Source organism: Hydrogenophaga sp. 2FB, from assembly GCF_005503365.1.
Lineage (GTDB): Bacteria > Pseudomonadota > Gammaproteobacteria > Burkholderiales > Burkholderiaceae_C > Hydrogenophaga.
On record NZ_SCML01000003.1, the window covers coordinates 85,498 to 111,203 of the forward strand.

Below are 25,706 nucleotides of genomic sequence, written 5' to 3' on the forward strand. Positions count from 1 at the left end.
GAACACCGCCATGAAACTCCTCATCCTCGACCGCGATGGCACGCTCAACCGCGGCCGCGACGACTACGTCGCCTCGCCGGACGAGTGGGAGGCGTTGCCCGGCGCGCTCGAGGCCGTGGCGCGGCTCAACCACGGCGGCTGGCGGGTGGTGCTGGCGACCAACCAGTCCGGCATCGGGCGCGGCCTGTTCGACATGGCCTCGCTCAACGCCATCCACCTCAAGATGCACCGCCAGCTCGCGGCGGTGGGCGGGCGCCTGGAGGCGGTGTTCTTCTGCCCGCATGCGCCCGAAGACGCGTGCGCCTGCCGCAAGCCCGCGCCGGGTCTGTTCACGCAGATCGGTGCGCGCTTTGGCGTGCCGATGGCCCAGGTGCATTCCGCCGGCAACGCCATGCGCCACGTGCGCGCCGCCGCTGTCGCCGGTTGTCAGACCCACCTGTTGATGACCGGTCAGTCCGAACACCTGCGCGGACGCCTCGGCGAGCGCACAAACGCCGACCTGGCCGCGCTCGCGCCCGACCTGCCGCCTGGCACGCGCGCGCACGACGACATCGCCGCGTTTGCCGACTGGCTGCTGGCGCAGCCACCCACGACCTGAATTTCTTCCATCCCCGCACATGATCCTCATCCACCTGCTGCGCTCGATCCTGCACACCCTGTTCATGGCCGTGACCGTGGTGCCCTGGGCGCTCGCCGTGCTGGTGGCCGCGCCCTTTCTCAACAGCACGCAGATCTACTGGATGTGCGCGGGCTGGCTGAAGCTGGCGGTGAACAGCGGCAAGCTGATCCTGGGCATCCGCAACCACGTGATCGGCTTCGAGAACCTGCCCGTGGGCAGCACCGCGCCGGCGATCCTGCTGCTCAAGCACCAGTCGACCTGGGAAACCTTCTGCATGCCCGCGCTGATGCCGCATCCGCTGGCCTATGTGTTCAAGAAGGAACTGCTCTACGTGCCCTTCTTCGGCTGGGCCATGGGCCGCATGGACATGATCCACATCGACCGCAGCAAGCGTGCGCAGGCCTTCAACAAGGTGGTCGAGCAAGGCCAACGCCTGCTCAACCAGGGCACCTGGGTGATCATGTTTCCCGAAGGCACGCGCATCGCGCGCGGCCAGAAGGGCCAGTACAAGAACGGCGGCACGCGGCTGGCGGTGGAAACCGGCGCGCCCGTGATCCCGATCGCCGTCACCTCGGCCAAGTGCTGGCCACGCAAGGCCTTCATCCGCAAGCCAGGCACGGTGGAGTTCTCCATCGGCAAGCCGATTCCGAGCGCGGGCCGCCAACCGGATGAGTTGATGCGCGAGGTCGAGACGTGGATCGAAGCCGAAATGCGCCGGCTCGACCCCGAGGCCTACCGCGAAGCTTGAGCCCGACCATGCAGCGCTTCGTGCAACTGGCGCTTGATTTTCTCGGCGGTTCCCCCCCCGAACCCGTCGCGCCTGCGCGGCCGACAGCGCCGCCTCCACTGCCGCCGCTGCGTGTGGTGGACGCAGCACCCGCGCTGCCGATGAACCAGGTGTTCGAGCCCGCCACCTGGCACCACCCGCGCGCCAACCGCACCCTGCGCCTGGGCGCCTGCGACGTGGCCTACGAATTCAAGCGCGGCAAGCGCCGCACCATCGGTCTGTCGGTCAGCACCGATGGCTTGAGCGTGAGCGCGCCGCGCTGGACGCCGGTGGGCGAGGTCGAGGCGCTGCTGCACGACAAATCGGCCTGGGTGCTGGAGAAGCTGCAGTCGGCGCGCCAGCGCGCGGGCGAGATGGCGCAGGCGCGCATCCACTGGGCCGATGGCGTGGAGTTCGACTACCTGGGCGAACGCATGCGCCTGGCACTCGACCCCACGCACGCCTTCACGCAGGTGGGTGCGGTGGTCGAGCCGGCCACCGAAGCAGGCGGCATCGCGACCTTGCGCCTCGGGCTGTCGCAGAGCGCGCAGGAAACGCAGATCCGCGACGCGGCGCAGGCCTGGCTGATGAAGCGCGCCAAAGCCCTGTTCACCGAGCGGCTGGACCACTTCGCGCCGCAACTCGGCGTGCGCTACAGCAAGCTGCGCCTCTCCAGCGCCGGCACGCGCTGGGGCAGCGCGAGCGCCGACGGTTCGATCCGCCTGAACTGGCGGTTGATCCATCTCAAGCTGGACATGATCGACTACGTGGTGGTGCACGAGCTCAGCCACCTGCACCACATGGACCACAGCCCGCAGTTCTGGGACGTGGTCGCGCGCGTGCTGCCCGACCATGCACAGCGCCGCCGCGCGCTGCGCGAGGCGGCAGTGCCGCTGGACGACTAGGGCCTGTTCACCGCGCGCTCGATGCAGCGCGCCAGGATGTCCAGCGGCGCGGCCATCGCCGTCTCCGGCACGCTCGCGAAACCCAGCAGCAGCCCGGCCGGTGCATCGGGTGCCGCGTAGTAGCGCGACAGTGGCCGCACCAGCACCCCGGCACGGCCGGCCTCGGCGGTGATGTCGACGTCCGACACGCCCGCCGGCAGCGACAGCACCAGGTGCAGTCCCGCATTGCTGTCGAACGGGTGGATCCAGCCCGGGCCCAGCCGCTCTTCCACCAGCGCGATCAGCCGCGCGCGGCGCGCCCCATAGAGGATGCGCATGCGGCGGATGTGCGCGGCGTACTGGCCGCTGTCCATGAAGTCGGCCAACGCGGCCTGCTCCAGCAGGTGCCCGCCGCGGTACAGCTCCATCTGCGCCGAGCGGAAGGTGTCCGCCAACGCCGGCGGCAACACCATGTAGGCGGTGCGCAGGCCCGGGTAGAGCGTCTTGCTGAAGGTGCCGACGTAGATCACCGGCGCGTCGTCGACCAGGCCTTGCAATGACGGGATGGGTTGACCGGCGAAGCGGAACTCGCTGTCGTAGTCGTCTTCCACCACCCACAGCCGGCGGCGGCGCGCGGCTTCCAGCAAGGCCAGCCGGCGCGTGAGGCTCATCACCGAACCCAGCGGGTACTGGTGCGAGGGCGTCACGAAGGCCAGGCGCAGTTTCGGGTCGTCGGGCGTGTTCTCAGGGATCTGCAGGCCCTCGATATCGACCGGCATCGCGCGCACATCGATGCCGTTCACGCCCAGGATGCTGCGGGTGCCCCAGTAGCCCGGGTCTTCCACCCAGGCCGCATCCCCCGGGTCGGCCAACAGGCGCGTGACCAGATCGATCGCCTGGTGGATGCCTTCGGTGATCAGGATCTGCCCGGCCTCGCCATTCACCGAGCGCGCCTGCCGCAGGTAATTCGCCAGGCTGCGTTGCAGGGCGGGGTGCCCGCCCGCCGTGGCGTAGCTGCGCAGCGACGGCGAACCGCGGCGCGCGTGCTGGGCGAGGATTTGCGCGAAACGCCGGTGCGGGAACGCGGTGACGTCGGGCACGCCCGGCATGAATGCGCCCCATTGCACGGACGCGGCCGAGATGCGCCCGAGCAGGCCGCGGGCGCGCTGCGACAGCGGAGGCATCGCGACCGCCGACGGGGCCTGGCCAGCGCGCGGGGCGCGCGCCGCCGACGCCCGTGGCGCGACGTTGGTGTAGGCGTCCGGGAACACCTCGGCCACGAAGGTGCCGCTGCCCACGCGCGAACGCACGTAGCCCTCGGCCAGCAACTGGTCGTAGGCGAACACGACGGTGTTGCGCGACAGGGCCAGTTCGCGCGCGAGATCGCGCGAGGGGGGCAGGCGCGTGGCCGCGGGCAGGGTGCCGTCCAGGATCGCGCCGCGCAGGCAGTCGTACAGCAAGCGGTTGGTGGGGGCGGCGGTGGATGCCGCACCGCGCGCCGCCGCGAGGCGCTGCAGCAGAAGGTCGCCGATGAGGGATTTCAATTGGTTCTATCCGATTTTCGGATGTGGTTCTTTTGTATGGGTCCGATTCGGACTGTAATCCGTTTTTTCTTTCATCCCGGGAACCACCAGCATGCTGAACCAGCAACTCGACCAACGTCGCCAGTCCGCCGCCCCGCGCGGTGTGGGCGTGATGTGCAACTTCTACGCCGACCGCGCCGAGAACGCCACGTTGTGGGACGTGGAAGGCCGGGCCTTCACCGACTTCGCGGCCGGCATCGCGGTGCTCAACACCGGCCACCGCCACCCGGCGATCGTGGCCGCGATCCGCGCGCAGCTCGACCGCTTCACGCACACGGCCTACCAGATCGTGCCGTACGAGAGCGCCGTGTCCCTGGCCGAACGCATCAACGCGCTGGCGCCAATCGCCGGCCCGGCGAAGACGGCCTTCTTCACGACCGGCGCTGAAGCCGTGGAAAACGCCATCAAGATCGCGCGCCACCACACCGGGCGTCCAGGCGTCGTGGCCTTCAGCGGTGGCTTCCACGGCCGCACCATGATGGGACTGGCGCTCACCGGCAAGGTCGTGCCCTACAAGACCGGCTTCGGCCCGTTCCCGGGCGAGGTCTACCACCTGCCGTTCCCCAACGCCGTGCGCGGCATCACGGTGGAAGAGAGCATCGAAGCGCTGGAACAGCTCTTCAAGTCCGACATCGAAGCCGCGCGCGTCGCGGCCATCATCCTGGAGCCGGTGCAGGGCGAGGGCGGCTTCAACATCGCGCCCACTGCGCTCATGCAGGCATTGCGCACCGTGTGCGACCGCCACGGCATCCTGCTGATCGCCGACGAAGTGCAGACCGGCTTCGGCCGCACCGGCAAGCTGTTCGCGATGGAGCACCACGGCGTGAACCCCGACCTGATCACCATGGCCAAGAGCCTGGCCGGTGGCATGCCGCTGTCCGCCGTCTGCGGCCGCGCCGAGGTGATGGACGCGCCAGCGCCCGGTGGTCTGGGGGGCACCTACGCCGCCAACCCGCTGGCCGTGGCCGCCGCGCACGCCGTGCTCGACACGATCGCCGCCGAGAAGCTGCTGGAGCGCTCCGTTCGCCTGGGCGCGAAGCTGCAGGACACGCTCAACGAATGGCGCGACGGCTTCCCGGCCATCACCGACGTCCGTGGCCTGGGTTCGATGGTGGCGGTGGAGTTTGCCCACCCCGCCACCCGCGCGCCCGACGCCACCATGGCCGCGCGCGTGCAGAAGGAAGCGCTCGCCCGTGGCCTGCTGCTGCTGACCTGCGGCACCTACGGCAACGTGATCCGTTTCCTTTACCCGCTGACCATCCCCGATGCGCAGTTCGACGCCGCGTTGCTCACGCTGCGCGAATCGCTGCAAGCCGCCACCACCGAAACCGCTGCCGTCTGAGGAGCCCGACCATGGACATGAAAACCAATCCGCTGGCCTTGCTGGCCGACCCGAGCCTGCTGAAGAACGACGCCCTGATCGATGGCCGCTGGGTGGGCGGCGCGAGCCGCTTCGCCGTGCACGACCCGGCCACCGGCGCGCTGCTAGCCGAAGTGCCGAACCTCGGCGCGGCCGATGCCGAAGCCGCCATCGCTGCCGCGAACGCGGCCTGGCCCGCATGGCGTGCGAAGTCCGCCAAGGAGCGCAGCGTCATCCTGCGCAAGTGGTACGACCTGCTGATGGCGAACCAGGACGACCTGGGTCGCCTCATGACCGCCGAGCAGGGCAAGCCGTTTGCCGAGGCCAAAGGCGAAGTCGCCTACGGCGCGAGCTTCGTCGAGTGGTACGCCGAAGAGGCCAAGCGCGTGAACGGCGAAACCCTGAGCACCTTCGACCCGACGCGCCGTCTGATGGTGGTGCGCCAGCCCATCGGCGTGTGCGCCGCCATCACGCCGTGGAACTTCCCGTTGGCCATGATCACGCGCAAGGTTGCGCCCGCGTTGGCGGCCGGTTGCCCGGTGATCATCAAGCCGGCCGAGCTCACGCCGTTGACCGCGCTGGCCGCCGCCGAGCTGGCCGTGCGCGCCGGTATCCCGGCGGGTGTGTTCAACGTCATCACCGCCGACAGCGACAACAGCATCGCCGTGGGCAAGGCGCTGTGCGCGAGCGACGTGGTGCGCCACCTGAGCTTCACCGGCTCCACCGAAGTCGGCCGCATCCTCATGGCGCAGTGCGCGCCGACGGTGAAGAAGCTGGCGCTCGAACTCGGCGGCAACGCGCCCTTCATCGTGTTTGACGACGCCGACATCGACAGCGCGGTCGAAGGCGCGCTCGCCAGCAAGTTCCGCAACGCCGGCCAGACCTGCGTGTGCGCCAACCGCCTCTATGTGCAGGGCGGCGTGTACGACGCCTTCGTGCAAAAGTTCGCCGCGCGCGTTTCGGCGCTCAAGGTGGGCAATGGCTTTGCCGACGGCGTGGCGCAAGGCCCGCTGATCGAGCCCGCCGCACTCGACAAGGTGCAGCGCCACCTGGACGACGCGCGCGCCAAGGGCGGCCGCGTGGTGGCTGGCGGCCACCGGCTCGACGGGCAGTTCTTCGAACCCACGGTGGTGGCCGACGCGACGGCCGACATGCTGTGCGCGAAAGAGGAAACCTTCGGCCCCTTCGCGCCGGTGTTCAGGTTCAGCACCGAGCAGGAAGCGATTGACGCAGCCAACGACACCGAGTTCGGCCTCGCGAGCTACTTCTACAGCCGCGACGTGGGGCGCATCTACCGCGTCGCCGAGGCGCTGGAGTACGGCATGGTCGGCATCAACGCCGGCATCATCGCCAGCGAACACGTGCCCTTCGGCGGCGTCAAACAATCGGGCCTGGGCCGCGAAGGCTCGCGCCATGGCATGGACGACTACGTCGAACTGAAATACCTGTGCCTGGGAGACATCCACAAATGAGCGCGATCCGCCTTGCGCGCCCCGACGACCACGGCGCCTGGCTGGCGCTCTGGAAGGGCTACCAGCAGTTCTACAAGGTCGACATCGACGACAGCGTGACCGCAGAGACCTGGCGGCGCCTGCACGACGCGAACGAGCCCATGCAGTGCGCACTGGCCCTGGACGCCGATGGGCGCCCCGTGGGACTGGTGCACTGGATCTTCCACCGCTCCACCTGGACGACCGGCCACTACTGCTACCTGCAGGACCTGTTCGTCGCCACCGATGTGCGCGGCGGCGGCCATGGGCGCCGTCTCATCGAGCACGTGTACGCCGATGCCCAGACGGCGGGCTGCTCGCGCGTGCACTGGCTCACGCACCAGACCAACACCGACGCGATGAAGCTGTACGACCGCATCGCCGAGCGGTCGGGGTTCCTGCAGTACCGCCACGCGCTGAAGCAAGGCTGAAGGGGCGTCGGAGCAAAATTTATCGGGCCAAAAAAATAAGTGTTTGGACAGCGACCCCCTCGCTGCCGAACAATCCTTTCACGACCTAACCAGTTCGCGCGACACGGTCGTGACAGCGCATTTTTTTGATCGCCCTTTCCAATGAACTCCGTCCTCCGCCTTCTGTCTGGCTGCGTCGCGGGCGCCCTGGCGTTGAGCTTCGCGGCGGGTGTGCAAGCCCAGGCTGCATTCCCCAACAAGACCATCACCATCATCGTGCCGTACACGGCCGGTGGCACCACCGATCTGCTGGCGCGCTCCGTCGCCGACGTGCTGCGCGCCCAGGGTGGCCAGACCGTCATCGTCGACAACAAGCCCGGCGCGGGCGGCTCCATCGCGGGCAAGATGGTGGTCAACGCCAACCCCGACGGCTACACGCTGCTCATGACCTCCAGCGGCATCAACTCGGTGACGCCGGTGGTCTACAAGGACTTCAACGCGCTCGAAGGCCTGGCCCAGGTGTCGGTGCTGGTGGACGTGCCCTTTGTGGTGTCGGTGCACAAGAAGTTCGCCGCACAAAACCTGCGCGACTTCGTGGCCTATGCCAGGAAGAAGCCCGACGAGGTGCGCATCGGCAATGCGAGCAAGGGCAGCCACGGCCACCTCACGCAGTTGCTGTTCGACAAGGCCGCCGGTGTCCAGCTGCTTTCGGTGCCCTACAAAGGCAGCGTGCCCTCGCTCAACGACCTGCTGGGCGGCCACATCGAAGCCACGATCGACAACGTGGGCGTGATCAAGCCTTACATCGACACCGACAAGCTCACCGCCTTGTTCGTCACCAGCAAGACGCGCTCGCCCGCGCTGCCCCAGGTGCCGACCGCGACCGAGCTGGGCGTGCCGTTCGACTCCGTGGCCTGGTTCGGCCTGGCCGCACCGCGCAACACGCCGCCGCAGGTCATCGCGCAGATCCGCAACATGGTCGCCAAGGGCTTTGAGGACAAGGCGCAGCAGGACAAGCTGGTGCAAGCCGGCCTGACGCCTGTGTTCGGCACACCGGCCGAAGCCACCGCCCGCACGAAGGCCGAGAGCGCGTCGCTGGGCAAGCTGGCCGAGTCGCTGAACCTCACGCAAAACTGAAGCAACACCACCGGAGCGGCTTCGCCGCTCGCCCTCAGGAATTTCCCTTGACCACCCAATTCTCCATCTGGGTTTCCGAACCCCAGTTCTCCTACATCGAGATCGCGCATGCCTGCGGTGTGCGCCGCCTGGTGCTCGACATCGAGCACGGCATCTTCCCCTTGCATTCGCTGGACCAGTTCATCGCCTTCGCCAAAGCCAAGGGCATGAACGTGCTCTCCAAAGTGGCCGGCCCGCACGCCGAGGCCATTCAGCAGGCGATCGACTGCGGCTCCGACGGCGTGATCGTGCCGCACATCATGAGCGCCGAGCACGCGGCCGACATCTGCGCCACCGCCAAGTTCCCGCCGCTGGGCACGCGCAGCTACTACGGTGGCCGCCCGGTCAATTTCATGAAACCCGCCGCAACCTACTTCGAAGACGAAAACCGTCGCGTGAAGTGCCTGCCGATGATCGAAGCCGGCACCGCGCTGGACGAGGTCGAGAAGATCGTCGCGCTCGATGTGGTCGATGGCCTGTTCCCCGGCCCGACCGACCTCGCCCTCTCCAAGGGCCAGGGCTTCTACAGCTTCGACGACCAGAGCCGCGCCGACCTGCAACGCTGCGCCGATGCCGCGCGCGCGGCCGGCAAGATCTGGGTCATGCCCGCCTGGACAGCGGCCGAGCGCCGCTTCGCGGTCGAGAACGGCGCGGCCGAAGTCTGCATCTCCACGCAATACGCGGCCATCCGCAACGGCATCCAGGGCGCCCTCAAGGGTCTGGCCGACGAGGGCTATTCCCTCTGATTCACACACACATCGAGACACCATGAAAACCGAACTCAAAGTCACCGCGATCCAGATGAACTCGGGCGCGGACCAGCAGAAGAACCTGGCCGACGCCGCCGCACTGATGAAGGCCGCCATCGCCTCCGACCACCCCGATCTCATCATGCTGCCGGAGTACTTCGACTTCTACGGCGGCGAGAAAGAAGGCAAGCACGCCGCGGCCGGCTCGGTGCCCGGCGGCGGCTCGTACACCTTCCTCGCCAACTTCGCGCGCGAGCACAAGGTGTGGGTGCACGCCGGCTCGCTCATCGAGCGCATCGAAGGCGACACGCGCGTCTACAACACCAGCGTGGTGTTCAACCGCCAGGGTGAAGAAGTCGCGACCTACCGCAAGATCCACCTGTTCGACATCACCGCACCCGATGGCACGAAGTACCACGAATCGTCGACGGTGAAGGCTGGCGAGAACGTGGTCACCTACGACCTCGAAGGCTTCACCGTGGGTTGCGCGATCTGCTTCGACATGCGCTTCTCCGACCTGTTCTCGGCGCTCGCGCGCCGCGGTGTGGACATCGTCTCGCTGCCGTCGGCCTTCGCGCTGCAGACCGGCAAGGACCACTGGGACGTGCTGTGCCGCGCGCGCGCCATCGAGACCCAGGCCTACGTGATCGCACCGGCCCAGGTCGGCACCTACACCTCCAACGGCCAGGCCCGCATGACCTATGGCAACTCGCTGGTCTGCGACCCGTGGGGCCTGGTGGTGGGGCGCGCGTCCAATGGCGTGGGCTTTGTGTCGGCGCGGGTGCAGCGCTCGGAAATCGACAACGCGCGTGGGCTCATCCCGATGCAGGCGCGCCGCAAGCCCATCGCGGCCTGAAACGCTGACGAGCAAGCGATGTACACGATCAATCACATGCCGCCGCCGCTGGATCCTCGCATCGTCGAGGCGCTCAGCCAGGTCGAGACCGCGACCGTCGGGCACTGGCGCCTGATGGGCTTTGTGGACCCGACCATCCAGTCCATCCTGCGCCCCGCGCGGCGCGTGGTCGGCACGGCCGTCACGGTGGCGATCCCGAGTTCGGACTCCACGTTGCTGCACCACGCGGTCGGCCTGGTGCGTCCGGGCGACTTCCTGGTGGTCGACCGCCTCGGCGATCATCGCCACGCCTGCTGGGGCGGCGGCGTCACCGTGGCCGCGAAGGCAGCGGGCGTGGTGGGTGCGGTGGTGGACGGGCCTTGCACCGACACCGAAGAAATCGAAGCCTCGTCGTTCGCGCTGTGGGCACGCGGCGTCTCGCCCATCACCACGCGGCTGCACGACCTGGGCGGTGGTTTGAATGTGCCCGTGTCCTGCGGTGGTGTGGCCGTGATGCCCGGCGATGTGGTGCTGGCCGATGCCAGTGGGGTGCTGGTGCTGCCACGCGAAGAGGCCCTCGCCATCGCCGAGAAGGCTCTGGGCATTCAGCAGCGCAGCGTCGACCGCGAAGCGGCCATCGCGCGCGGCGCCAAGCTGGGCGAACTCTCCGGCGCGTCGGACAAGGTGTTGGCGAAGGCCTGAACGCGCCGTATCAGTCGGCGTCGGCGATGAACACGACGTCGGCCGGGAACTGCGTGCTCAGCTTGCGCGCGGCCTGGCGCGTCAATTCCGCGATGGCCCGCGCATGGGTCTCGCCCTCGCTGTCGGCGATCCACACGGCCGAGTAGGCGGTCGGCGGGAACGAGGGGTGCGTGTGCAGCACGTGCAGGCTGCCGTCGGCCAACGGGCTCTGGATCAGCGCCAGCGGCAGCATCGCCACACCGATGCCGTTCTGCGCCATGTGCATCGACGTGGCCAGCGAGTTCGACGTGATCAGGTGCGGCGTGTCGGTGTGGCCCGATCCGAAAAACTCGGCGACACGCTTCGCGTTGAGCGTGCCCGGCGCATAGGAAATGATGGGCAGCCGGCTGAGCTCGCGCGGTGTGTAGTGGTCGGACGAGGGCGGCACCAGCACGGGCGACGCGGCCCACACCATGGCCAGCGTGCAGATCGGCAGAACCTCGAAGTTCGCGTGGCTGGCCGGCGGGTGCGCGGTGAGGCAGATGTCGATGCGCTTCTCGGGCAACAGCCGCGTGAGCTTGTCGGCGGTGTCATCGGTCAGCACTTCCAGCCGCACGCCGGGATGGTTCTCGCGCAACGTGCGCGTGATCTCCGGCAGCAGCAGGTGGGCCATGCTCGATGGCAGACCGATGCGCACCTGCCCACCGAGTTCGGCCGATCGGCGATGGCGGTTCATCATCGCGTCGTAGCGCCGGATGATCTCGCGCGCCTCGGCCACAAAGGCCTCGCCGGCCGGCGTCACCGTGACCTCACGCGCCTGCCGCTCGAACAGGCGCACGCCCAACTCCTGCTCGATCATCTGGATGCGGCTGGAGATGGCCGGCTGCGTCATGTGCAGCCGCTCGCTCGTGACCCGGAAATTCCGGTCGTGAGCGAGCCAGATCACGGTTTCCAGGAAGCGTATGTTCATAGGGAGAGGAACTGAAAATTCATTGTAGGGGCAGCACCCGCCGGCTCAAGGTGCTCAACCGGATGACGAGCAACAGACGTGCCCGGCCGAATGTCGATTCCGTTAAGATCGCGGCCTGACGTTGACGTAAACGTCAACAAACCACCAGGGCCACCCCCTGAGCAAGCCATGGCGACGAACCCGACCTATACCATCAGCGACCTGGCGCGCGAGTTCGACCTGACCACGCGCGCCATCCGGTTCTACGAAGACATGGGCCTGCTGCAACCGCAGCGCGAAGGCCCGGGCGGGCGCAACCGTGTCTACACCTCGCGCGACCGCACACGCCTCAAACTCACGCTGCGCGCCAAGCGCCTGGGCCTCTCGCTGACCGAGGCCAAGGACATCATCGACACCTACGACAGTCCGCGCGACACCGGGCCGCAACTGCGCAAGTTCCTCAAGGTGCTGGCCGACCACCGCCGCCAGCTCGAGGAGCAGATGGCCGACCTGCTGGCCAACCTCGACGAAGTGAAAACGCACGAGAAGGAAGCGCGCGCGCTGCTGGCCAAGATCGACCAGGGCGCCAAAACCGAGCGCGCGGGTTAAGCTGCACGGCGCCGCTGCCGCGTTCGCAGCGTTCATTGCCCTGGAGGAAGCATGTCCTTGATTGCCAATGTCGTCGTCGGTCTCGTGGGTCTGATCCACGTCTACATCCTCGTGCTCGAGATGTTCCTGTGGGACAAGCCGGCCGGGCTGCGCGCCTTTGGCCAGACGCCCGCGTCGGCCGCGGCCACCAAGGTGCTGGCGGCCAACCAGGGTCTGTACAACGGCTTCCTCGCTGCCGGCCTGTTCTGGGGCTTGTGGCTTGGGCCCGAGGGCTTTGGCGTGAAGGTGTTCTTCCTGCTCTGCGTGTTCGTGGCGGGCCTCTACGGCGCGGCCACCGCCAGCCGCAAGATCCTCTTCGTGCAGGTGCTGCCCGCCACCATCGGCCTGGTGCTGCTGTTCCTCGGCCGCTCAATGGCGGCCTGAGCCTCACACCGCCACGCCCGGCGCGTACTGCCGCAGGAACTCCTCGCTCGGCGGGATCGGCTTGATCACATCGATCAGCACGCCATCGGGGCCCTGCACGATGAAATGCCGCTGGCCGAAGGGCTCGTCGCGCAATTCCAGCAGCACGGGCAGACCCTGCGCCTGCACGCGCGCGTACTCCGCGTCGACGTTCTCCACCTCGAAGTTCAACAGCACTCCGCTCGCGCGCGCGCCGCGCCCGGCCATGGGAATCGTCGCGTGGTCGCCGTCAAGAATGGCCAGATTGACCGAGACGTCTTCGGTCGATTGCAGGTGCACATACCAGTCGCTGTCGAACAGGCGCGCAAAGCGGAAGTGCTGTTCATAGAAGCGCGCGGTCTCGGCCACGCGGTCGGTCATGAGAACGGGGTAGTAGCTGGTGGATTTCATGGTTCGGCTCCTGGTTGAATTTGCATACAATATGTACGCAAGTTAAATTTAACATACAGGCTGCATGTATGCAAAGTCCCCGAACACCCCAACGCCGCTCGCAGGGCGAGCGCACCGACGCGACCCGCGCCGCGCTGATGAGCACCGCGCGCGCGTTGTTCGAAACCCGGGGCTTTGCCGCCACCGGCACGCCCGAGATCGTGGCGGCCGCGAACGTCACGCGCGGCGCGCTCTACCACCATTTCGCGGACAAGACCGAGCTCTTCCATGCCGTGGTTCGGCAGGTGGCGCAGGAAGTGGCGGACGAGATCGCGCAAGGCGCGCGGCGCCACAAGAAGCCGGCGGCCGCGCTGCTCGCGGGCGCGCAGGCCTACTTCGCGGCGATGGCGGCCGAGGGCCGCGCGCGCCTGCTGTTGCTGGAGGCGCCGGTGGTGTTGTCGGCCGAGCAGGTGATGGAGCTGAGCGACCTGGCCGGCTTCCAGGCCTTGCAGGAAGGCTTGCAGGCAGCGTTGGGCGACAGCAAGCCCGCGGCGCCGCTGCGCGAACTCAGCGCATTGCTGTCGGCGGCGTTCGACCGCGCGGCGCTGGCGATCGCGCGGGGCGAGCCGGCCGCGCCGTATGAGCAGGCCGTGCGCCTGCTGATCTCACGTCTCGTGCCGGCCTGAGGTTTCCTCGTCCTTCAGCCAGACCACGCGCCCCTGGCCCGCGTCGTTGAGACGAGCGATCAGCGTGCTTTCGCCCGATTCGGGCACGCGCAGCGAGACCATCACACCCTCGCCATGCTGCACGTCGACCAGACGCGCGCCATGCGCATCGAGTTCGCGCCGCAGCCAGCCTTCCAGCGCGTAAGGCAGGACGCAGCGCAACCCGCGCCAGCGCACCACCGGCACTTTCTCCGCCTGCATCAGCGCCTGGGCCACGCTGTCGGTGTAGGCGCGCACCAGGCCGCCCGCGCCCAGCGGCGTTCCGCCGTAGTAGCGCACCACGGTGGCGAGCACGCCTTCCAGATCGTGGTGGCGCAGCACCTCCAGCATGGGCCGGCCCGCGGTGCCGCCGGGCTCGCCATCGTCGTTCGCGGCGGAATGCCCGCCGGCCATGAGCGCCCAGCACACATGGGTGGCGGTGGGGTGTTCGGTGCGCAAGGCGGCCACGCGTTGCAGCGCCGTGGCGCGGTCCGCCATCGGCTCCACGCAACCGATGAAGCGGCTTTTCTTGATCACGCTTTCGCTGCGGGCCGGGGCGGACAGGGTGAAGGGCATGGGCGCCGAGCATAGTCCTGCCTGCACCGGGATTTAACGTGTCGAAATTGACGTTTACGTAAACGTCAACGTAGAATCGCGGTTCACTTTGCAGCCGAGGTTTCCCCTTGTCCCTCCCCACCTTCGAACCGCGCAACCCGGGCTTTGCCGAACGCACACGCGAGAGTTTCGCGCGCCAGGCCGCCATGCGCACCCTCGGCGCCTCGCTGGCCGTGGTCGAGGCGGGCCGGGTCGAAATCACGCTGCCCTGGGCAGAACCGCTGACGCAACAGCACGACTTTCTGCACGCCGGCATGGTGGCCACCGCGCTCGACTCCGCCTGCGGCTATGCCGGGTTCACGCTGATGTCACTGGAGGCCGCGGTGCTGACGATCGAGTTCAAGATCAACCTGTTGGCCCCCGCGCAGGGCGAGCGCTTCCGCATGGTGGGCACGGTGGTCAAACCCGGGCGCACCGTGACGGTGTGCGAAGGCCACGCCTACGCCATTGACGGCGGGCGCGAAAAGCTGATCGCCACCATGGGTTGCACGCTGATGGCCGTGATCGGTCGGGACAACATCCAGGGCTGACGCCCCCTCACCATTTCAAAGAGAGACACCCATGACGAACCTGCCCGGCCTGAACTTCCAACTCGGTGAAGACATTGACGCGCTGCGCGACGCGGTGCGCGACTTCGCGCAAGCCGAGATCGCCCCGCGCGCGGCCGAGATCGACCGCGCCGACCAGTTCCCCATGGATGTCTGGCGCAAGATGGGCGAGCTGGGCGTGCTCGGCATCACCGTGGGCGAGGAATACGGCGGCGCGAACATGGGTTACCTCGCCCACATGATCGCGATGGAGGAAATCTCGCGCGCCTCGGCCAGCGTGGGCCTGTCGTATGGCGCGCACAGCAACCTGTGCGTGAACCAGATCAAGCGCAACGGCAACGACGCGCAGCGCCAGAAGTACCTGCCCAGGCTGATCAGCGGCGAGCACGTGGGGGCGCTCGCCATGAGCGAACCCGGCGCGGGCTCGGACGTCATCAGCATGAAGCTCAAGGCCGAGGACAAGGGCGGCTACTACCTGCTCAACGGCAGCAAGATGTGGATCACCAACGGCCCCGACGCCGACACCATGGTGGTCTACGCCAAGACCGAACCCGAGATGGGCGCGCGCGGCGTCACCGCCTTCATCGTCGAGAAGGGCATGAAGGGCTTCAGCACGGCGCAGAAGCTTGACAAGCTGGGCATGCGCGGCAGCCACACGGGCGAGATGGTGTTCAACAACGTCGAGGTGCCGGCCGAGAACATCATGGGGGGACTGAACAACGGCGCCAAGGTGCTCATGAGCGGGCTGGACTACGAGCGAGCGGTGCTCACCGGCGGGCCGCTGGGCATCATGCAGGCGGTCATGGACAACGTGGTGCCCTACATCCACGACCGCAAGCAGTTCGGCCAGAGCATCGGCGAGTTCCAGCTGATCCAGGGCAAGGTGGCCGACATGTACACCGTGCTGCAGGCCGGGCGCTCGTTCGCCTACACGGTGGCCAAGAACCTGGACCTGCTGGGCACCGACCACGTGCGCCAGGTGCGCAAGGACTGCGCCTCGGTGATCCTGTGGTGTGCCGAGAAGGCGACCTGGATGGCTGGCGAGGGCATCCAGATCTACGGTGGCAATGGCTACATCAACGAGTACCCGCTGGGCCGCCTGTGGCGCGATGCCAAGCTCTATGAAATCGGCGCGGGCACGAGCGAGATCCGCCGCATGCTCATCGGCCGCGAACTCTTCGCAGAAACCTGCTGAGCTTGACCATGACGTGCGCTGGCGTCAGCTTGACCGCCTAAGATTGCCCCATGACTTCTCAACTCAAAGACCTGTTCGAACACAACCGCGCCTGGGCCGCCTCCATGGTTGCGTCGCGGCCGACTTTCTTTACCGACCTGCTCAAGCAGCAGAGCCCGTTGTACATGTGGATCGGGTGCTCCGACAGCCGTGTGCCCGCGAACCAGATCACCGGCCTGGAGCCAGGCGAGGTGTTCGTGCACCGCAACGTGGCCAACGTGGTGGTGCCCACCGACCTCAATTGCCTGTCGACCATTCAGTACGCGGTGGACATGCTCAAGGTCGAGCACATCATGGTCGTGGGGCACTACGGCTGCGGTGGTGTGGCCGCGGCATTGCGCGGCGTGCGCGTGGGCCTGGCCGACAACTGGCTGCGCCACGTCAAGGACGTGCGCGACCGCCATGCCGACCGGCTCGAGGCCACGCCCGAAATTCACCGCGCCGACGTGCTGTGCGAGCTCAACGCGATCGAACAAGTGATGAACGTGGCGCAAACCACGGTCGTGCAGGACGCCTGGGCGCGTGGGCAGTCGCTCACGCTGCACGGCTGGGTCTATGGCCTGCGCGATGGCCATCTGCACGACATGCACATGACGGTCGATGGCAACGAAAGCATGGACGCGGTCTACCGCACGGCCGTGGCCGGTGTGGGCGCCGTGCGCCAGAGCTGATCCCTTCCCCCATTTTCAGGAGAACCTTATGTCCGCAACAGATCCCATCGTCCTCGTCGGTGCAGCGCGCACCCCCATGGGCGCATTCCAGAGTGACTTCGCCAGCCTGTCCGCGCACGACCTCGGTGGCGCCGCCATCAAAGCCGCCATGGAGCGCGCGGGGGTGGACCCAGCCCAGGTGGATGAGGTGTTGTTCGGCAACTGCCTGATGGCCGGCCAGGGCCAAGCCCCGGCACGCCAGGCCGCGTTCAAGGGTGGCCTGCCGAAGTCGGCCGGCGCGGTCACGCTCTCCAAGATGTGCGGCTCCGGCATGAAGGCCACCATGCTGGCGCACGACATGCTCGCCGCGGGCAGCGCCAACGTGGTGGTGGCCGGCGGCATGGAGAGCATGACCAACGCGCCCTACCTGCTGCAGAAAGGCCGAGGCGGCTACCGCATGGGCCACGACAAGGTGTACGACCACATGATGCTCGACGGCCTGGAAGACGCGTACGAGCCCGGCCGCTCCATGGGCACCTTCGGCGAAGACTGCGCGGCCAAATACAGCTTCACGCGCGAGCAACAAGACGCGTTCGCCATCGCCTCCGTCACGCGTGCCAAGGCCGCTACCGAGAACGGCGCGTTCGCGAAAGAGATCGTGCCCGTGACGGTGAAAGACCGCAGCGGCGAGCGCGTGGTGTCCACCGACGAAGGTCCGGGCAAGGTCAAGCTCGACAAGATCCCCGCGCTCAAGCCCGCGTTCAAGAAGGACGGCACCATCACCGCCGCCTCCAGCTCGTCCATCAACGACGGCGCGGCGGCGCTGGTGTTGATGCGCGAGTCCACCGCGAAGAAGCTGGGCGCCAAGCCGCTGGCGCGCATCGTGGGCCACGCCACCCATGCGCAGGAGCCCAACTGGTTCGCCACCGCGCCGGTCGGTGCCACGCAGAAGCTGCTGGAAAAGACGGGCTGGAAGGTCGGCGACGTTGACTTGTGGGAAATCAACGAGGCTTTCGCCGTCGTGCCGATGGCGCTGATGACCGAACTGAAGATTCCGCACGAGAAAGTCAACGTGAACGGCGGCGCCTGCGCGCTGGGCCACCCGATCGGCGCCAGCGGCGCGCGCATCCTGGTGACCTTGTTGCATGCGTTGCAGGCGCGTGGCGGCAAGAAGGGCGTGGCCACGCTGTGCATTGGTGGCGGCGAAGCCACGGCCATGGCCATCGAACTGGTCTGACACAGCGCACGCCACCATGGCCACGGTGCTCGTGATCGGCGCGTCTCGCGGCATTGGCCTGGAGTTCGTGCGCCAGTACCTGGAAGCGGGCGATCGTGTGATCGCCACCGCGCGCGACGAAGCCGGCCTGGCGCGTCTGCGCGAACTTGGGGCCGAAGCCCTGCGCGTGGACGTGGCCGACCCCGCCAGCGTGAGCGGCCTGACCTGGTCGCTCGATGGCGAGGAACTGGATGTGGCGTTGTACGTGGCCGGTGTGATCGATCGCGGCGACGCCAAGACGCCGCCCACGCGCGAGGCCTTTGACCGCGTGATGCACACCAACGTGCTGGGTGCGATGCAGGCCATGCCGCAGGTGCTGCCCGCGGTCGAGGCGGCGCGCGGTGTGTTCGGCGTGATCTCCAGCGGCATGAGCCAGATCGGCGAGGTGTCCGGCAGCGGCGCCTGGTTGTACCGCGTGAGCAAGACCGCGCTGAACATGGCCGTGGCCAGCGCCCGGCACAGCTACCCGGCCGCCACCTGCGTGGCGCTGGACCCGGGCTGGGTGCAGACCGACATGGGTGGTGCCTCCGCGCCCCTGACCGCCGAGAACAGCGTGGCCGACTTGCGCCGCGCACTGGCCTCCGTGACGCCCGAAGACAACGGCCGCTTCATTCACCGTGATGGCCGGCGCGCCGCCACCTGGTGACCTCATCCCGATTTCGCAGAAGACAACGCCATGCCTCTCAATCAAGACCAACTCATGATCCGCGACGCGGTGCGCGCCTTTGCCCAGGACCAGCTCTGGCCGAACGCAGCGAAGTGGGACAAGGAACACCATTTCCCCAAGGACGTGCACAAGGGCCTGGCCGAGCTGGGCGCCTACGGCATCTGCGTGCCCGAGGCGCTGGGTGGCGCGGGGCTGGACTATGTGACGCTGGCGGTGGTGCTGGAAGAAATCGCGGCCGGCGACGGCGGCACCAGCACCGCGATCTCGGTCACCAACTGCCCGGTCAACGCCATCCTGATGCGCTATGGCAACACCCAACAGAAGGAGCAGTGGCTGCGCCCCTTGGCTTCGGGCCAGATGCTGGGCGTGTTCTGCCTGACCGAGCCGCATGTGGGCAGCGACGCGTCGGCCCTGCGCACCACTGCCGTGAAGCACGGCGACGAGTACGTCATCAACGGCGTCAAACAGTTCATCACCAGCGGCAAGCATGGCCATCTGGCGATCGTGATCGCGGTGACCGACAAGGGCGCGGGCAAGAAGGGCATGAGCGCGTTCGTCGTGCCCACCGACACCCGGGGTTACGTGGTCGCGCGGCTGGAAGAAAAACTCGGACAGCACAGCAGCGACACCGCGCAGATCAACTTCGAAAACTGCCGCATCCCGGCCGAGAACCTGATCGGCGCCGAGGGCGAGGGCTACAAGATCGCGCTGTCGGCGCTTGAAGGTGGGCGCATCGGCATCGCGGCGCAGAGCGTGGGCATGGCACGCAGCGCGTTTGAGTGCGCGCTCACCTATTCGAAGCAGCGCGAGAGTTTTGGCCAGCCCATCTTCAACCACCAGGCGGTGGGTTTCAAGCTGGCGGAGATGGCGACGCAGATCGAGGTGGCGCGCGCGATGGTGCACCACGCCGCCGCGCTGCGCGATGCCGGTGAGCCGTGTCTGAAAGAGGCCGCCATGGCCAAGCTGTTCGCCAGCGAAATGGCCGAAAAGGTGTGCTCGGATGCGATCCAGGTGCACGGCGGGTATGGCTATGTGAGCGACTTCCCTGTTGAACGCATCTACCGGGATGTGCGGGTGTGCCAGATTTACGAAGGCACGTCGGACGTGCAGAAGATCCTGATCCAGCGCGCGTTGGCCTGAACGCTTGTTTTCTCCGGCTGCCCCGGTCAACGGCAGTGGGGACAGTCGCGGAGCAGAGCGCCTCGCACCCGCGAGCCCGCGAGGTCTTGGCCGGAAAGGCGCGCGAGGGGCACGCCGCTCGTATGATCCCCCCACCATGAACATCATCATCCTGGGCGCTGGCCGTGTGGGCGAAAGCGTTGCCGAAAGCCTGGTTTCGGAGCAGAACGACATCACCGTGATCGACATGGACCCGGCCCGCCTGCGCCAGCTGGAAGAGCGGATCGACCTGCGCGGCGTGGTGGGCAATGGCATCCAGCCGTCGGTGCTGCTGGACGCGGGCGCGAGGGACGCCGACATGGTCATCGCCTGTGCCGCCAACGACGAAACCAACCTGGTGGTCTGCAAGGTGGCGCACGACATCTTCAATGTGCCCAGCACCATCGCGCGGCTGCGCTCACCCGAGTTCAGCGAGGGCGACAGCCTGCTCGGCAAGAATGGCTTTGCGGTGGACCATGTGATCTGTCCCGAAGCGTCGGTCACGCGCTACATCCACCAGCTCATCAGCTACCCCGAGGCCCTGCAGGTGCTGGAGTTCGCCGACGGTCGCGCGAGCCTGATCGCGGTGCGCGCCACCCACGGCGGCGCACTGGTCGGGCACACCATTGGCGAAATCCGCGAGCGCTTTCCCCATGCCGAGATGCGCGTGGTCGCGCTCTACCGGCTCGATACCGAGATGGAGGCCACGCCGCAAACGCGCATTCTGGCCGGTGACGAGGTCTTCGTGCTGGCCGACACCCAGAAGATCCGCTCCGTGCTGAGCGCAGTCCACAACATCGACAAGCCGGTGCGCAGCATCATGATCGCCGGCGGCGGCAAGGTCGGGCTGCGGCTGGCGCGCACGCTGGAAGGCCAGTGCCAGGTGAAGATCATCGAACACGACAAGACGCGCTGCGAGTACCTGGCCAGCCAGTTGCCGTCGAGTACGTTGATCCTCAATGGCGATGGCGCCGACGAAGACCTGCTGCTTGAGGAGAACGTGGGTGAGATGGACATGTTCCTCGCGCTCACCAGCGACGACGAGGACAACATCATGTCCGCCATGCTGGCCAAGCGCCTGGGCGCCGGGCGCGTGCTGTCGCTGATCAACCGCCGTGCCTATGCGGACATGATGCAGGGCAGCACGATCGACATCGCGATCTCGCCTTCGCAAACCGTCATCGGCGAGCTGCTCACACACCTGCGCCGTGGTGACGTGGCGGCGGTGCACAGCCTGCGCCGGGGTGCTGCCGAGGCACTCGAAGGCATTGCGCGCGGCGACGTGAAGACCAGCAAGCTGGTGGGTCGCAAGGTGGAAGAGATCAAACTGCCCAACGGCACGCGCATCGGTGTCATCGTGCGCGGCGAGGGCCGCAAATCCGAGGTGCTGATGCCGCACCATGACACGGTGATCGAGGCCGATGACCGCATCGTCATGTTCCTTCCGAACAAGCGCCTGGTGCGCGAGGTCGAGAAGCTGTTCCAGGTGGGCGCCACCTTTTTTGGGTAAACCCGTGCACAGCCTGCTGCCCGTCCTCGCGGTGTTCTCACGCGTCCTGCTGGCGTTCGCGCCGGCCTTTCTGGTGCCGCTGGCCTGGGCCTTGTTTCTCGATGCACAGGGGCATGCGGCGGTCTGGGCGGTCGGTTTCCTGATCACCGTGCTCAGCGGCCTGGTGTTGTGGCAGTACACCAAGCAACACCGCCGCGAGCTGCAGACGCGCGACGGTTTTCTGCTGGTCAATCTGGTCTGGGTGGTGCTGCCGGCCTACGCCGCAGTACCGCTGCTTTTCACCGTGCCCGACATCGGCTGGGCCAAGGCCTATTTTGAAGCCATGAGCGCGCTCACCGCCACCGGCGCCACCGCGATCTCGGGCCTGGACGCGCTGCCGGTGTCGGTCAACGTCTGGCGCTGCTTCCTGCAACTCGTCGGCGGGCTGGGCATCATGCTGCTGGTGGTCGCGGTGCTGCCGCTGTTGGGGCTGGGCGGTGTGCAGCTCTACCGCGCCGAAACGCCGGGACCGATGAAGGACACCAAATTCACGCCGCGCATCTCGGAAACGGCGCGCGGCCTGTGGGGCGTGTACGTGCTGTTCTCGGTGGCCTGCATGCTGGCCTACCGCTGGGCGGGTATGGACTGGGCCGACGCCTTCATGCACATGTGCACCACCATGGGCCTGGGCGGTTTCTCGTCGCACGACGCGAGCTTCGGCCACTGGGACTCGGCGAAGATCGAGGCCGTGGCCACGGTCTTCATGGCGCTGGCCGGCGTGAGCTTCATGCGCTATTTCATGGTGCTGCGCCACCGCACACTCAAGCCGCTCACCAACGACCGCGAGATTCGCACCTATGTCGCGGTGTTGATGGTGTCCATCCTGCTGGTGGCCGTGCTGCTGACGGTGCATGGCGAGTACGCGAGCTTTCCCGAGGCCTTGCGCGCCAGCGCCTTCCACGTGGTCTCGGCGGCCACCACCACCGGCTATGCGTCAACCGATTACGCGCAGTGGCCAGTGTTCGCGCCGGTGCTGCTCATCTTTCTGGGCTGCTTCGTCTCGTGCGCGGGCTCCACTGGCGGCGGTATCAAACTGGTGCGCATGGTGCTGCTGATCAAGCAGGCACGGCGCGAGCTGGTGCGCATCGTGCATCCACGCGTGGTCAACCCGGTCACGCTGGGCGGCGCAATCATGCCCGCATCGGTCATGAACGCGGTGCTGGGCTACATGCTGATCTACGGCGCCGTCACCATGGGGTTGACCATGGTGCTGCTGTTCACGGGGCTGGACATCGTCACCGCGTTCTCCGCCGTGGTCGCGACCGTGAACAACATCGGCCCCGGCCTGGGTGAGGTGGGGCCGGCGAGCAACTTCGGCGTGCTCAACGACTTCCAGATCTGGGTGCTGACCGCCGCCATGTTGCTTGGCCGCCTGGAACTACTGACCGTTTTGGTTCTGTTCACCAGCCACTTCTGGCGCAAGTAGATTCAGCCGCGCGCCGGGATGTTCAGGCCACGTTGCACGGCCGGACGCTTCTCGAACGCTTCCAGCACGCGCTTGAGGTTCGGGAAATCCGCAAAGCCCACGATCTCGCCCGCACCATAGAAGCCGACCAGGTTGCGCACCCAGGGCCAGGTGGCGATGTCGGCAATCGTGTATTCGTCGCCCATCAGCCAGGCGCGGCCTTCCAGGCGCTCGTTGAGCACGTTGAGCAGGCGCCTGCTTTCGGCCACATAACGGTCGCGCGGACGCTTGTCTTCAAAATCCTTGCCGGCGAATTTGTGGAAGAAACCGACCTGGCCAAACATCGGGCCCACGCCCCCCATCTGGAACATCAGCCACTGCAGCGTTTCGTACTTGGCCGCCACGTCCTTCGGCAGCAACTTGCCGGTCTTGCCGGCCAGGTAGACCAGGATGGCGCCCGATTCCCACAGCGCCAGCGGCTGGCCGTCGGGCCCGTTCGGGTCGAGGATGGCGGGGATCTTGTTGTTCGGGTTGAGCGACAGAAACGCGGGCGACAACTGATCGTTGGTGCCGAAGCTCACGAGGTGCGGCTCGTAGGGCAGGCCCGTCTCCTCCAGCATGATCGATACCTTCACGCCATTCGGTGTGGGCAGCGAGTACAGCTGCAAGCGATCGGGGTGGGATGCGGGCCATTTTTGCGTGATGGGGAAGTCGGCAAGCTTGCTCATGGGCGTTCCTTGAAATCCTGGACAACGGGGCGGACCCGGCATTGGAACACCGTCAGGCGATATCCCCACGCTTGCCAGGGAATCGATAATTCATGCCTATGCCCACAACGAAAGATGCCTGCCCCTGTGGCCGTGGCCCAGCGTTCGATGCCTGCTGTGGCCGCTACCTCGGCACCGGTGTGCCCGCGCCCGACGCCGAATCGCTGATGCGCTCGCGCTATACCGCCTTCGTGCGGGGCGATGTGGCGCACTTGCTGGCCACCTGGCATGCGAGCCAGCGACCGGCCTCGCTGGAGCTGGATGGCGGCGCGAAGTGGCTGGGGCTTGCGGTGAAGCGCCACACGCCCATCGACGCCACGCACGCCGAGGTCGAGTTCGTGGCGCGCTCGCGGGTGCAGGGCCGCGGCCACCGACTGCACGAGCGCAGCCGGTTTGTGCGCGGGGACGGGCAATGGTTTTATTTGGATGGCGACATCCTTAACTGAAGGACAAGATGTTTGACGCAGTGCTTTTTGATTGCGACGGCGTGCTGGTGGACAGCGAGCCCATCACCAACGGGGTGCTGCGCGAGGTGCTCAACGAGAGCGGCTGGGCGCTCACCCAGGCCGAGTGCTTTCAGATCTTCATCGGCAAGGCGGTGCGCGACGAACGCGCGCGCATCGAGGCCGAAACCGGCAAGCCCCTCACCGAGGCCTGGATGCAGGCCTTCTACGAGCGCCGCAACAAACGCCTGCTGGCCGAGCTCCAGGCGGTGCAGGGCGCGGTGGACGCGGTGGCCGCCATTCACCGCCAGGTCGAAGGCCGGATTGCCTGCGCCTCGGGTGCCGACCGGCCCAAGGTCGTGATGCAGCTCGATCACGTCGGCTTGCTGCCGTATTTCGATGATCGCGTCTTCAGCGGCCACGACCAGCCACGCTCCAAGCCCGCACCCGACGTGTACCTGGCCGCCGCGGCGCACCTGGGTGTTGACCCGGCGCGCTGCCTGGTGATCGAAGACACGGGCACCGGCGCGCAGGCAGGCATTGCGGCGGGGGCGACCGTGTGGGGCTACTGTCCCGAAGGCCATGGCCGCGCGTTCGGTGGCCTGCCGGTGGCGCGTGTGTTCGGCCACATGGACGAGTTACGGCGCCTGTTCGCTGCGCCACTCGCCGGGTGAACGGCCGGTCCAGCCGCGAAACGCGCGGATGAAGCTCTTCTCGTTCTGAAACCCGCTGTCCTGCGCCACCTGCTTGATGGGCCGGCGCGTGCGCAGCAGCAGCTCGGTGGCGCGCTGGCGCCGCACCTCGTCCTTGAGCGCCTGCAGCGAAGCGCCTTCGTCCTTCAGTTGCCGGTGCAGCGTGCGGGCCGAGACGTTGAGCAGGGCCGCCAGGTCGTCCGCGTTGTGCGTGTTCATGGGCTGCGTGGCCAGCAACTGGCGCACGCGGTGCACCAAGAGGCGGTCGCGCCGGTAGGAGCGCACCGTGAGTGGCAAGGCGTGCTGCAGCATCTGGTTCATCGCGGCCTCGTCGCGCCGCATCGGCAGCACGAGGTAGCTGGCATCGAATTCGATGGCAGCATGGTCGGCGTGGAATGCGCTGGGGCCGTCGAACAGCACCGCGTAGGCGTCCACATGCGCTGGCGCGCCGTAAGGGAACTGCGCACCGCGCAGTGGAATGCGCGAATCGACATACCAGCTCGCCAGCCCGTGGATGTTGCGCAGGACCGATACCACGCAGAACTCCGTGGGCTGCTGCGCGCGGCGGTCCGGGTGCACAGCGATGCGCGCGGTGTCCCCCGCAATCTCCAGTGACAGCCGCACGTCGTCGGTGAGCAGGCTGTGGTGGCGGCACCAGCGTTTGACCGCCAATCCCAGATCGGGGGCCGACAGCGAGGCTCGCGCCAGCATGCCGTAGCTGCCCCAGGGCAGGGCGCGCGCGAAACACCCCAGGCCTTCGTCGTCCAGCTCGCGCATGGCCGCATCCGACACCGCCTCCATCTGCGCCGCGGTGATGCGCGCGCCGATTTTTCGCACGTCCTCTGGCGCAATGTGTGCCAGTTTCAGCGCGCGGGTGGCGCGCATGCCGCGGGCCTGGTAGGCCTCCACCATGGCACGGACGAAGGCCATCGGGGTGACCGCGGGGCCGACCAGGAGGCGGGAGGGGTCCAGTGGAGAGCGGGGCGTGGGTGTCGGCATGGTGGCGCAAGTTTCCTCGGCATTGGCACGATTTGCAACCCATGTGGCTGGCAAGAC

Annotated in this window: 29 protein-coding genes; 23 read left to right on the top strand and 6 right to left on the bottom strand. The window is 67.3% G+C overall.

Annotated elements, in window-relative coordinates; all coding sequences use genetic code 11:
• Positions 1-10: 10 nt before the first annotated feature.
• The 3 genes from gmhB to FFS09_RS02635 are packed head-to-tail and all read left to right on the top strand — an operon-like array spanning position 11 to position 2,290.
• Entirely contained in the window at positions 11-598 is a 588-nt protein-coding gene (gene gmhB, locus FFS09_RS02625; protein WP_137917307.1) for a D-glycero-beta-D-manno-heptose 1,7-bisphosphate 7-phosphatase, read from the top strand.
• A 19-nt stretch (positions 599-617) separates the two neighbouring features.
• The gene (locus FFS09_RS02630; protein WP_502703708.1) at positions 618-1,367 is read left to right on the top strand and encodes a lysophospholipid acyltransferase family protein; all 750 of its coding nucleotides are present in this window, start codon (positions 618-620) and stop codon (positions 1,365-1,367) included.
• 8 nt (positions 1,368-1,375) lie between these two features.
• Positions 1,376-2,290: a M48 family metallopeptidase gene (locus FFS09_RS02635; protein WP_137917308.1), complete on the top strand. Its 915-nt coding sequence runs from the start codon at positions 1,376-1,378 to the stop codon at positions 2,288-2,290.
• Here the strand turns inward: FFS09_RS02635 and pdxR are convergent.
• Positions 2,287-3,813 carry a MocR-like pyridoxine biosynthesis transcription factor PdxR gene (gene pdxR / locus FFS09_RS02640; protein ID WP_137917309.1) on the bottom strand — a complete coding sequence of 509 codons (1,527 nt, stop codon included), beginning with the start codon at positions 3,811-3,813 and terminating at the stop codon, positions 2,287-2,289. The two genes, FFS09_RS02635 and pdxR, sit on opposite strands and share 4 nt — an antisense overlap.
• A gap of 91 nt (positions 3,814-3,904) precedes the next feature.
• Between pdxR and FFS09_RS02645 the strand changes: the two genes are divergently transcribed.
• The 7 genes from FFS09_RS02645 (at position 3,905) to FFS09_RS02675 (ending at position 10,574) form a co-directional block, all read left to right on the top strand.
• Positions 3,905-5,194, top strand: a complete 1,290-nt coding sequence (locus tag FFS09_RS02645; RefSeq protein ID WP_137917310.1) for a 4-aminobutyrate--2-oxoglutarate transaminase — start codon at positions 3,905-3,907, stop codon at positions 5,192-5,194.
• 11 nt (positions 5,195-5,205) lie between these two features.
• Positions 5,206-6,684: an NAD-dependent succinate-semialdehyde dehydrogenase gene (locus tag FFS09_RS02650; RefSeq protein WP_137917311.1), complete on the top strand. Its 1,479-nt coding sequence runs from the start codon at positions 5,206-5,208 to the stop codon at positions 6,682-6,684.
• Positions 6,681-7,133 carry a GNAT family N-acetyltransferase gene (locus FFS09_RS02655; RefSeq protein WP_137917312.1) on the top strand — a complete coding sequence of 151 codons (453 nt, stop codon included), beginning with the start codon at positions 6,681-6,683 and terminating at the stop codon, positions 7,131-7,133. Before FFS09_RS02650 ends, FFS09_RS02655 begins: the two co-directional genes overlap by 4 nt.
• Before the next feature lie 141 nt (positions 7,134-7,274).
• The gene (locus tag FFS09_RS02660) at positions 7,275-8,249 is read left to right on the top strand and encodes a Bug family tripartite tricarboxylate transporter substrate binding protein (protein ID WP_137917313.1); all 975 of its coding nucleotides are present in this window, start codon (positions 7,275-7,277) and stop codon (positions 8,247-8,249) included.
• Between the two features lie 47 nt (positions 8,250-8,296).
• Positions 8,297-9,034 carry an HpcH/HpaI aldolase family protein gene (locus FFS09_RS02665; RefSeq protein ID WP_137917314.1) on the top strand — a complete coding sequence of 246 codons (738 nt, stop codon included), beginning with the start codon at positions 8,297-8,299 and terminating at the stop codon, positions 9,032-9,034.
• A 22-nt stretch (positions 9,035-9,056) separates the two neighbouring features.
• Positions 9,057-9,893 carry a carbon-nitrogen hydrolase family protein gene (locus tag FFS09_RS02670; RefSeq protein ID WP_137917315.1) on the top strand — a complete coding sequence of 279 codons (837 nt, stop codon included), beginning with the start codon at positions 9,057-9,059 and terminating at the stop codon, positions 9,891-9,893.
• An 18-nt stretch (positions 9,894-9,911) separates the two neighbouring features.
• Positions 9,912-10,574, top strand: a complete 663-nt coding sequence (locus FFS09_RS02675) for an RraA family protein (protein WP_137917316.1) — start codon at positions 9,912-9,914, stop codon at positions 10,572-10,574.
• A gap of 10 nt (positions 10,575-10,584) precedes the next feature.
• Here the strand turns inward: FFS09_RS02675 and FFS09_RS02680 are convergent, their stop codons facing one another.
• Positions 10,585-11,523 carry a LysR family transcriptional regulator gene (locus tag FFS09_RS02680; protein ID WP_137917317.1) on the bottom strand — a complete coding sequence of 313 codons (939 nt, stop codon included), beginning with the start codon at positions 11,521-11,523 and terminating at the stop codon, positions 10,585-10,587.
• A gap of 168 nt (positions 11,524-11,691) precedes the next feature.
• Between FFS09_RS02680 and FFS09_RS02685 the strand changes: the two genes are divergently transcribed.
• A complete protein-coding gene (locus tag FFS09_RS02685) occupies positions 11,692-12,111 on the top strand; it encodes a MerR family transcriptional regulator (RefSeq protein ID WP_137917318.1) in 420 nt (139 codons plus the stop codon).
• 51 nt (positions 12,112-12,162) lie between these two features.
• Positions 12,163-12,534, top strand: a complete 372-nt coding sequence (locus FFS09_RS02690; RefSeq protein ID WP_137917319.1) for a DUF1304 domain-containing protein — start codon at positions 12,163-12,165, stop codon at positions 12,532-12,534.
• A 3-nt stretch (positions 12,535-12,537) separates the two neighbouring features.
• Here the strand turns inward: FFS09_RS02690 and FFS09_RS02695 are convergent, their stop codons facing one another.
• On the bottom strand, positions 12,538-12,963 hold the full coding sequence (locus tag FFS09_RS02695) for a VOC family protein (RefSeq protein WP_137917320.1): 426 nt from the start codon (positions 12,961-12,963) through the stop codon (positions 12,538-12,540).
• Between the two features lie 68 nt (positions 12,964-13,031).
• Here FFS09_RS02695 and FFS09_RS31375 point away from each other — a divergent pair, with 68 nt between their 5' ends.
• Positions 13,032-13,628 carry a TetR/AcrR family transcriptional regulator gene (locus FFS09_RS31375; protein ID WP_137917321.1) on the top strand — a complete coding sequence of 199 codons (597 nt, stop codon included), beginning with the start codon at positions 13,032-13,034 and terminating at the stop codon, positions 13,626-13,628.
• Here FFS09_RS31375 and FFS09_RS02705 read toward each other — a convergent pair.
• Positions 13,608-14,222 (bottom strand): IMPACT family protein, encoded by a 615-nt coding sequence (locus tag FFS09_RS02705; RefSeq protein WP_137917322.1) that lies wholly within the window; start codon positions 14,220-14,222, stop codon positions 13,608-13,610. The two genes, FFS09_RS31375 and FFS09_RS02705, sit on opposite strands and share 21 nt — an antisense overlap.
• Positions 14,223-14,407: 185 nt before the next feature.
• Here FFS09_RS02705 and FFS09_RS02710 point away from each other — a divergent pair, with 185 nt between their 5' ends.
• The 8 genes from FFS09_RS02710 (at position 14,408) to FFS09_RS02745 (ending at position 22,769) form a co-directional block, all read left to right on the top strand.
• On the top strand, positions 14,408-14,791 hold the full coding sequence (locus tag FFS09_RS02710) for a PaaI family thioesterase (protein WP_502703712.1): 384 nt from the start codon (positions 14,408-14,410) through the stop codon (positions 14,789-14,791).
• 31 nt (positions 14,792-14,822) lie between these two features.
• Complete coding sequence (locus tag FFS09_RS02715) at positions 14,823-16,004, top strand: isovaleryl-CoA dehydrogenase (RefSeq protein ID WP_137917324.1); 1,182 nt, start codon at positions 14,823-14,825, stop codon at positions 16,002-16,004.
• A gap of 50 nt (positions 16,005-16,054) precedes the next feature.
• Positions 16,055-16,714, top strand: a complete 660-nt coding sequence (gene can / locus FFS09_RS02720; protein WP_137917325.1) for a carbonate dehydratase — start codon at positions 16,055-16,057, stop codon at positions 16,712-16,714.
• Positions 16,715-16,742: 28 nt separating this feature from the next.
• Complete coding sequence (locus FFS09_RS02725) at positions 16,743-17,930, top strand: acetyl-CoA C-acyltransferase (protein ID WP_137917326.1); 1,188 nt, start codon at positions 16,743-16,745, stop codon at positions 17,928-17,930.
• A gap of 16 nt (positions 17,931-17,946) precedes the next feature.
• A complete protein-coding gene (locus FFS09_RS02730) occupies positions 17,947-18,615 on the top strand; it encodes an SDR family oxidoreductase (RefSeq protein ID WP_137917327.1) in 669 nt (222 codons plus the stop codon).
• Positions 18,616-18,645: 30 nt separating this feature from the next.
• Complete coding sequence (locus FFS09_RS02735; RefSeq protein ID WP_137917328.1) at positions 18,646-19,776, top strand: acyl-CoA dehydrogenase family protein; 1,131 nt, start codon at positions 18,646-18,648, stop codon at positions 19,774-19,776.
• 136 nt (positions 19,777-19,912) lie between these two features.
• Positions 19,913-21,304, top strand: a complete 1,392-nt coding sequence (gene trkA / locus FFS09_RS02740) for a Trk system potassium transporter TrkA (protein ID WP_137917329.1) — start codon at positions 19,913-19,915, stop codon at positions 21,302-21,304.
• A gap of 4 nt (positions 21,305-21,308) precedes the next feature.
• Positions 21,309-22,769 (top strand): TrkH family potassium uptake protein, encoded by a 1,461-nt coding sequence (locus FFS09_RS02745; protein ID WP_171019842.1) that lies wholly within the window; start codon positions 21,309-21,311, stop codon positions 22,767-22,769.
• 2 nt (positions 22,770-22,771) lie between these two features.
• Here FFS09_RS02745 and FFS09_RS02750 read toward each other — a convergent pair whose 3' ends face one another.
• A complete protein-coding gene (locus FFS09_RS02750; protein ID WP_137917331.1) occupies positions 22,772-23,476 on the bottom strand; it encodes a glutathione binding-like protein in 705 nt (234 codons plus the stop codon).
• A 92-nt stretch (positions 23,477-23,568) separates the two neighbouring features.
• Here FFS09_RS02750 and FFS09_RS02755 point away from each other — a divergent pair, with 92 nt between their 5' ends.
• The gene (locus FFS09_RS02755) at positions 23,569-23,961 is read left to right on the top strand and encodes a YchJ family protein (RefSeq protein WP_502703709.1); all 393 of its coding nucleotides are present in this window, start codon (positions 23,569-23,571) and stop codon (positions 23,959-23,961) included.
• Between the two features lie 8 nt (positions 23,962-23,969).
• Positions 23,970-24,632 carry an HAD family hydrolase gene (locus tag FFS09_RS02760; RefSeq protein WP_137917333.1) on the top strand — a complete coding sequence of 221 codons (663 nt, stop codon included), beginning with the start codon at positions 23,970-23,972 and terminating at the stop codon, positions 24,630-24,632.
• Here the strand turns inward: FFS09_RS02760 and FFS09_RS02765 are convergent.
• A complete protein-coding gene (locus FFS09_RS02765; protein WP_252374200.1) occupies positions 24,597-25,649 on the bottom strand; it encodes an AraC family transcriptional regulator in 1,053 nt (350 codons plus the stop codon). The genes FFS09_RS02760 and FFS09_RS02765 overlap by 36 nt on opposite strands.
• Positions 25,650-25,706: the final 57 nt, after the last annotated feature.

Bases quoted from the DNA above. Each gene is read 5' to 3' on its own strand.
- gmhB (WP_137917307.1), top strand. From the start codon at position 11: ATGAAACTCCTCATCCTCGACCGCGATGGCACGCTCAACCGCGGCCGC.
- FFS09_RS02630 (WP_502703708.1), top strand. From the start codon at position 618: ATGATCCTCATCCACCTGCTGCGCTCGATCCTGCACACCCTGTTCATG.
- FFS09_RS02635 (WP_137917308.1), top strand. From the start codon at position 1,376: ATGCAGCGCTTCGTGCAACTGGCGCTTGATTTTCTCGGCGGTTCCCCC.
- FFS09_RS02645 (WP_137917310.1), top strand. From the start codon at position 3,905: ATGCTGAACCAGCAACTCGACCAACGTCGCCAGTCCGCCGCCCCGCGC.
- FFS09_RS02650 (WP_137917311.1), top strand. From the start codon at position 5,206: ATGGACATGAAAACCAATCCGCTGGCCTTGCTGGCCGACCCGAGCCTG.
- FFS09_RS02655 (WP_137917312.1), top strand. From the start codon at position 6,681: ATGAGCGCGATCCGCCTTGCGCGCCCCGACGACCACGGCGCCTGGCTG.
- FFS09_RS02660 (WP_137917313.1), top strand. From the start codon at position 7,275: ATGAACTCCGTCCTCCGCCTTCTGTCTGGCTGCGTCGCGGGCGCCCTG.
- FFS09_RS02670 (WP_137917315.1), top strand. From the start codon at position 9,057: ATGAAAACCGAACTCAAAGTCACCGCGATCCAGATGAACTCGGGCGCG.
- FFS09_RS02675 (WP_137917316.1), top strand. From the start codon at position 9,912: ATGTACACGATCAATCACATGCCGCCGCCGCTGGATCCTCGCATCGTC.
- FFS09_RS02680 (WP_137917317.1), bottom strand. From the start codon at position 11,523: ATGAACATACGCTTCCTGGAAACCGTGATCTGGCTCGCTCACGACCGG.
- FFS09_RS02685 (WP_137917318.1), top strand. From the start codon at position 11,692: ATGGCGACGAACCCGACCTATACCATCAGCGACCTGGCGCGCGAGTTC.
- FFS09_RS02690 (WP_137917319.1), top strand. From the start codon at position 12,163: ATGTCCTTGATTGCCAATGTCGTCGTCGGTCTCGTGGGTCTGATCCAC.
- FFS09_RS02695 (WP_137917320.1), bottom strand. From the start codon at position 12,963: ATGAAATCCACCAGCTACTACCCCGTTCTCATGACCGACCGCGTGGCC.
- FFS09_RS31375 (WP_137917321.1), top strand. From the start codon at position 13,032: ATGCAAAGTCCCCGAACACCCCAACGCCGCTCGCAGGGCGAGCGCACC.
- FFS09_RS02705 (WP_137917322.1), bottom strand. From the start codon at position 14,222: ATGCCCTTCACCCTGTCCGCCCCGGCCCGCAGCGAAAGCGTGATCAAG.
- FFS09_RS02710 (WP_502703712.1), top strand. From the start codon at position 14,408: ATGCGCACCCTCGGCGCCTCGCTGGCCGTGGTCGAGGCGGGCCGGGTC.
- FFS09_RS02715 (WP_137917324.1), top strand. From the start codon at position 14,823: ATGACGAACCTGCCCGGCCTGAACTTCCAACTCGGTGAAGACATTGAC.
- can (WP_137917325.1), top strand. From the start codon at position 16,055: ATGACTTCTCAACTCAAAGACCTGTTCGAACACAACCGCGCCTGGGCC.
- FFS09_RS02725 (WP_137917326.1), top strand. From the start codon at position 16,743: ATGTCCGCAACAGATCCCATCGTCCTCGTCGGTGCAGCGCGCACCCCC.
- FFS09_RS02730 (WP_137917327.1), top strand. From the start codon at position 17,947: ATGGCCACGGTGCTCGTGATCGGCGCGTCTCGCGGCATTGGCCTGGAG.
- FFS09_RS02735 (WP_137917328.1), top strand. From the start codon at position 18,646: ATGCCTCTCAATCAAGACCAACTCATGATCCGCGACGCGGTGCGCGCC.
- trkA (WP_137917329.1), top strand. From the start codon at position 19,913: ATGAACATCATCATCCTGGGCGCTGGCCGTGTGGGCGAAAGCGTTGCC.
- FFS09_RS02750 (WP_137917331.1), bottom strand. From the start codon at position 23,476: ATGAGCAAGCTTGCCGACTTCCCCATCACGCAAAAATGGCCCGCATCC.
- FFS09_RS02755 (WP_502703709.1), top strand. From the start codon at position 23,569: ATGCCTATGCCCACAACGAAAGATGCCTGCCCCTGTGGCCGTGGCCCA.
- FFS09_RS02760 (WP_137917333.1), top strand. From the start codon at position 23,970: ATGTTTGACGCAGTGCTTTTTGATTGCGACGGCGTGCTGGTGGACAGC.
- FFS09_RS02765 (WP_252374200.1), bottom strand. From the start codon at position 25,649: ATGCCGACACCCACGCCCCGCTCTCCACTGGACCCCTCCCGCCTCCTG.